Source organism: Arthrobacter crusticola (assembly GCF_004357995.1).
In the GTDB taxonomy this organism is placed as follows: Bacteria; Actinomycetota; Actinomycetes; order Actinomycetales; family Micrococcaceae; genus Arthrobacter_D; species Arthrobacter_D crusticola.
In genome coordinates, this window is sequence record NZ_SMTK01000008.1 from 1 (window position 1) to 4,396 (window position 4,396).

At 64.0% G+C, this 4,396-nt stretch carries 5 protein-coding genes; all 5 read right to left on the reverse strand.

From position 1 onward, the window contains the following. Window positions 1–51: 51 nt before the first annotated feature. Window positions 52–288, reverse strand: coding sequence for a hypothetical protein (locus tag E2F48_RS17120; RefSeq protein ID WP_133405173.1), 237 nt, complete (start codon window positions 286–288; stop codon window positions 52–54). Window positions 289–335: 47 nt separating this feature from the next. Further along, window positions 336–1,139: a hypothetical protein gene (locus E2F48_RS17125; RefSeq protein ID WP_133405174.1), complete on the reverse strand. Its 804-nt coding sequence runs from the start codon at window positions 1,137–1,139 to the stop codon at window positions 336–338. Next, window positions 1,126–1,872 (reverse strand): ATP-binding cassette domain-containing protein, encoded by a 747-nt coding sequence (locus E2F48_RS17130; protein WP_133405175.1) that lies wholly within the window; start codon window positions 1,870–1,872, stop codon window positions 1,126–1,128. The genes E2F48_RS17125 and E2F48_RS17130 overlap by 14 nt, the downstream gene beginning before the upstream one ends. Window positions 1,873–2,148: 276 nt before the next feature. Beyond that, on the reverse strand, window positions 2,149–3,420 hold the full coding sequence (locus tag E2F48_RS17135; RefSeq protein WP_185149840.1) for a M48 family metalloprotease: 1,272 nt from the start codon (window positions 3,418–3,420) through the stop codon (window positions 2,149–2,151). 324 nt (window positions 3,421–3,744) lie between these two features. Further along, window positions 3,745–4,396 (reverse strand): serine hydrolase domain-containing protein (locus E2F48_RS17145; RefSeq protein WP_133405176.1); only part of this gene is annotated, 652 nt, incomplete at its 5' end.

Here is a 4,396-nt window from a genome sequence, read left to right on the forward strand (position 1 = left end):
GAAGCGGCCAGTGCGGTGGTGATGACCGCGAATGTGGGGGTGTATTTCATGTCAGTGCTCCGATGCGGTGTAGCGGGTTGTTCCTGATGCTGCGCGCCTGCGGCGCCGGTGCGCCCGGACAAGGAGTACAGCGCAGCCAACGGTGATGACTCCGAAGGGGACGGAGAGCCCCGGGATGGAAACCACCGTGGTGGTGAGAACGTTGGCGGCCAGTGCTGCGACAAGTACTGCCCAGAGCACGATGGTGCGGCCGGGTTCATGTTTTTGGGCATGGGTGTGGTGAGTCATGCGGAAACCATTCAGGTTGGAGGATTGGTTGTGGGGTTGGGTGGTGGTTAGAGGCTGCGGCGTTTGAGGGTGAGGGCGGCGCCGGTCAGCAGGAGCGCGGTCAGGGCGGTGAGGGCTCCAAGAGCGGCTGCACCGGTGAGGGCGTTGGGTGCGCTGATCAGGGCGTGGGCCAGGGTGTTGGGCATCAGCTGGGCCCAGATCGGAAGGGTGCCGGTGGCGAGTTGGATGATTCCCAGGAGGATTGGTTCCAGGACAAGGACGGCGAGCATGACCAGGACCGCGGTGAGCTGGTTGCGCAGCAGCAGGCCGGCGGCGAGTCCGATCAGGCTCAGGAAGGTGATGGCCAGGACGCCGCGGCCGAGGGTTTCCAGGATCTCGGGCAGGGTCGCGGACAGGGCCGTTCCGTCGAGGATCAGTGCCAGGAGCAGGGCGATGACGGCTAGGGCGGCGAGGATGAGTCCTGTTGCCGCGCCGATCAGTGCGGTGGCCCCGGTCTTGGCCAGGACGGTGCGCTCACGGCGCGGTTGGGCCAGTGCCGTGCCGACCATGCCGCCGAAGCGGAAATCGCTGATCCCGGCCAGGATGCCCAGGAGGATGACGGCGATCAGGACGATCCCGATGGAACCGCTGCCTCCGAGGGGGTTCAGGGCTGCCAGCTGCTCGGAGGCTTTCGTCATATCGACGACCGGCAGTTCGCCGGCGACTTCCGGGTCAGTGCCTTCGCTGTTAACGAGGTAGGGGAACAGGACGGTGGAGGTGAGCTGGGTGGCCACCAGGCCGAGGGCCGCGATGAGGACCGCGATCTTTGTCGCGGGGATGGTGGTGAGTTTGAGGGTTTCAGCGCGCAGCATGGGTGGTCCGTTCGGAAGAGCTGATCATGGAGAGGTAGAAGTCCTCGAGGTCGCCCTCGGAGGCGGCGAGGGCTTCGGCGAGGGTGGTCGCTGAGCGGACCTGCCCATCGGCGACGGCCACGATGTCATCGGCGATCTGCTCCACATCGGCGAGGATGTGGGAGGACAGCAGGACACTGCCGCCATGGTCGGCGAAGGAGCGCAGGTACTGCTTGAGCCAGTAAATGCCGGCAGGATCCAGGCCGTTGGCCGGCTCGTCGAGCACGAGGATCTTCGGGTCGCCCAGGATCGCCGCAGCGATGGCAACACGCTGGCGCATGCCCAGGGAGTAATCCCGGATCCGGCGGTCCGCGTCGGCGCTCATGCCCACAATAGTGAGCACCTCCTCCACGCGGGCCGCCGCGTGGGAGCCCTGGGCGGCGGCGATCCGCAGGTGCTGGCGTGCGGTGCGCCCGGGGTGCAGGCCGCCTGCATCCAGGACCGCCCCGACGACCCGGGTGGGATCGGACAGGTTGCGGAACGGCTTCCCGAACACCAGCGCCTCTCCGGTATCGGCGGCGATCAAGCCCAGCAGCATACGGATCGTGGTCGTCTTACCGGCGCCATTGGGCCCAAGCAGACCCGTGATGCGGCCGGCGCCGACACTGAAGCTAACGTCCTCGACCCGGCGGACACCGCGGAAGGACTTCGAAAGGTGCTCCACCAGGAGGGGTTCAATCTCTTGCTTGGTCATACCTCCAAGATGCCAGCTGCGCACCCTCCGCACCCCAGCCCCAGGACCAGTCCTTCACTAGCCACAGGACCAGTCCTTCACTAGCCAAAAGGACAGTCGGAGACACGTCAGCGTCTGGAAATGACACCAGCTGAAGTGCGGGCACTGCTGAAGCTCACGGGGGCCGATAATGAGTCCGGGTCCGGCCCACTTCCGAAGGAACTGGTAGCCCTGCGTGCACGGCCGCCCTCCATCCGTAGGGTCCAACGGACAATCCTGATCATCGTCTGCTCCTGGTCATCGGGTGTTGCGGGAGAGTGCTGCTTGCATGGTTCGGAGCCTCGTGGATCGGTAGGGGCGGGTCCGAAAGAGGAAGCACACTCTTCGCGTCAGCGTCATGGGCTCTGTTGCTTCCGGTTTGTCTGCTTCCCACGAGTCGAACAATTCACGTGCGCCTGTCAGCTCCGGGTCATGGCGTATGGCAAACAGGTCAGCGCGCATCTTCCCTTCCCGACTCATCGCGCACGCCAAAAGCAACCAAACACCCAGGGTGACCAAGCCGATCACCAAGGTGACGACTCCACCAAACGAGCTGGCGTTGAAGTAGCCCGCGAGGACAGCCGCTAAAAAGCCCCCCAACATCAGCACTCCCGCGAGGGAGAAAACCGCTACGAGCACGCGGGTTCTTCTCACACACCACGCCGCATCCGCGAGATGCCCGAGCTCATGCGCGAGCAGGAAGGCCAGACCCTCGAGGGACAGCTCACTCATGGCGCGCTCAGTGACTTCGACAGTGGGTACGCCTTTGCGTGTTGCGAAGTGGGCGTCGGCCCGAAAGGGACCTGGCTCCACGGACTGAACGATGCTGACTGCTGGTACCTGCAGTCCCTCCTCACCACTGATACGCGCCACATGGATACGGGCGGCTTTTTGGAGCTCGTCGTATCCATCGATGACGTATCGATCACGAGACATATCCATCCTGGTCCTAACCGGTTCAGTGCCCGATACAGGGTGATCCGTTCGATGTTGATGCGTCGGGCCACTTCGATCGTGGGTAGGTCCTTGGACATGGGGATGGTGCGTCATGCGAAAACCATTCGGGTTGGAGGGTTGGTTCGAGGGTTGGTTGGTCGGATAGAGGCTGCGGCGTTTCAGGGCGAAGGACGCCATAATGGTCAGCTGAAACTCCGCGAACGGGTCCGCGCCAGGTGTGAAGGTCACCCGCTCGGCAAGAGACTCGACCGATACGCCTTTGTCCATCAGTTCCCCCCGAGCCAGGACGGGTGGCTTGTGGCGCGCATGTCGAACACAGTCCGTTGATCGCCGATGAAAGAAGGGCCTGTCACCTACGGTCGACAGGCCCTTCTCTTCGCCTTTGATGGTCACTTCCTGATTGCGTTGACCGCCCGGAGGACTCGACGAGGACTCCCAGAGCTGCACGATCGGCGGATACCGCTGGGCTGCGGATTCGGTGAACCGGTCCTTCACCGCGGCCTCGCGTGGAGCCGCGTGGCCGGGCTGAGGGCGTTGACGATCCCGCCGCGGTGCCTCGACCGGCGTAGCCAAACGGGCTGTGGATCAGGCGCACAACGCACTGCTGCATGAGCGTGCGCTACCAGGTGGTTGTGATCGCTTCCGGCAGGCCCTTGATGGAGCCCGTCGCGGACGGCGATGAACACGTCCTTGACGCCTCGATGATTTCTCCCGGTTGCAGGATCGATCATCTCCGCTGTTGCTTCCGTCGCGAAGCCGGTCGCGGCCCTCTGTTTCCGGATCAGGCCGGAGCCTCACCCATCTTTCTTCTTACCGTTCCGTCACCCACCTCATGGCCCGTCTCAACGGGCTGCCTGCTGTCAGGAGTCGGGCTGCGGTGCTGTGGTGGGTGTCGGATTATGGGGTGCCGAGGGCTTCGTCGAGGGCGTCGATGGACAAGCGGGCGAAATCGAGGAACTCTTCCGTCGGGCCGTCGAGGGGGCCGTCGTAGATGGCGTATGGCAGTGCCGTGAGGGTGATGGTGACGGCGGTGCCGTCCTCTGCGACTGTGTTGATCGTTTGGTAGCCGGGGATGTATCCGTTGTGGCCCCAGGCTGTGCCGGCGCTCAGTTCGCTGCTTTCAATCCCCAGCCCGTACGTGTTTCCGGGGATGATTTTGTCGCCGGTGGGGATGCCGGTGAGCATCTGATCCAGTTCGGCCGGTTCCAGGAGTTCGCCGTCGAGGACGGCTTTCATGAAGGTGTTGAGCTCAGCCGGTGTGGATACCATGGCTCCGGATGCCCACGCCGTGGAAGGATCGTACTCGGTGATGTCGCGCAGTTCTCCCTTGGCGTCGATGTGGTAGCCACGGGCGTGGTCACCGCGCAGCCCGGTCTCACCGGGTTCTGGCAGGTAGGTGTGTTTCAGGTCCAGGGGTGTAACGATCCGATCGTGGATCTGTTCGGCCAGGGGCCGTTGGGTGACGCGTTCGATGATCAGGCCCAGAGCGATGTAGTTGGTGTTGGTGTATTGATGGCGTTCCCCTGCGGGGAAGTCCGCGGGCTGTCCG

Bases quoted from the DNA above. Each gene is read 5' to 3' on its own strand.
- E2F48_RS17120 (WP_133405173.1), bottom strand. From the start codon at position 288: ATGACTCACCACACCCATGCCCAAAAACATGAACCCGGCCGCACCATC.
- E2F48_RS17125 (WP_133405174.1), bottom strand. From the start codon at position 1,139: ATGCTGCGCGCTGAAACCCTCAAACTCACCACCATCCCCGCGACAAAG.
- E2F48_RS17130 (WP_133405175.1), bottom strand. From the start codon at position 1,872: ATGACCAAGCAAGAGATTGAACCCCTCCTGGTGGAGCACCTTTCGAAG.